The following is a 692-nucleotide window of genomic DNA, read 5'->3' as shown; positions in this document are numbered from 1 at the left end:
CCAATATCTTGATCCGCTTGGCAAAACCGTTCTTGGCAATCGCCTTCACATGGTCGAGTACGACATGGATGTTGACCGGATAGCGATCGATGGGCCGCTCGTCGGAAAACACCTCCATGCGATCGACCAGCGAGACGATGCGGTCGGTCTCGTCGGTGATCAGCCGGGTCAGCGCGCGATCCTCGTCGGAAGCCGACAGTTCGAGCAGCTGGGCAGCACCCCGGATGCCGGATAGCGGGTTCTTGATCTCGTGGGCGAGCATCGCGGCAAGGCCGGTTACCGAGCGTGCCGCACCGCGGTGCGTCATCTGCCGGTCGATCTTGTCGGCCATCGATCGCTCCTGGAACATCACCACGACGGAGCCCGGGAATTCCGACACCGGCGCGACATATAGATCGACGACCTTCTCGATGCCGAGGCGCGGCGACGATACGTCGACCCGGTATTCGTTGACGGGTGCCCGGCGCTCGCGCACCTGGTCGACAAGCGTCAGCAGCGGACTGCCGAAGGGAATGAGCTTTGGTAGTGTATTGCGGGCGAGCATGGTCGCGCTCGAGCGGAAGAAATCCTCGGCATCGGCATTGGCGAAGGTGATGAACCCGTCCGCATCGACCATGATCACTGGGCGGCGGATGGTGTTGAGCACAATGTGGGCGGCGTCCGCCATATCCAGGCTCTGTGCAACGGTGGCG

At 62.4% G+C, this 692-nt stretch carries 1 protein-coding gene; it reads right to left on the bottom strand.

Going from position 1 to position 692, the window contains the following annotated elements; genetic code table 11:
- Positions 1-667 (bottom strand): histidine kinase dimerization/phospho-acceptor domain-containing protein (locus tag EOA85_RS36640; protein ID WP_245486408.1); only part of this gene is annotated, 667 nt, incomplete at its 3' end.
- Between the last annotated feature and the right edge of the window lie 25 nt (positions 668-692).

The organism is Mesorhizobium sp. M5C.F.Ca.IN.020.29.1.1 (genome assembly GCF_003997375.1).
Lineage (GTDB): Bacteria > Pseudomonadota > Alphaproteobacteria > Rhizobiales > Rhizobiaceae > Mesorhizobium > Mesorhizobium wenxiniae.
Note: the sequence above shows the minus strand (reverse complement) of the source record. Positions and strands in the feature narration are given on the sequence as shown.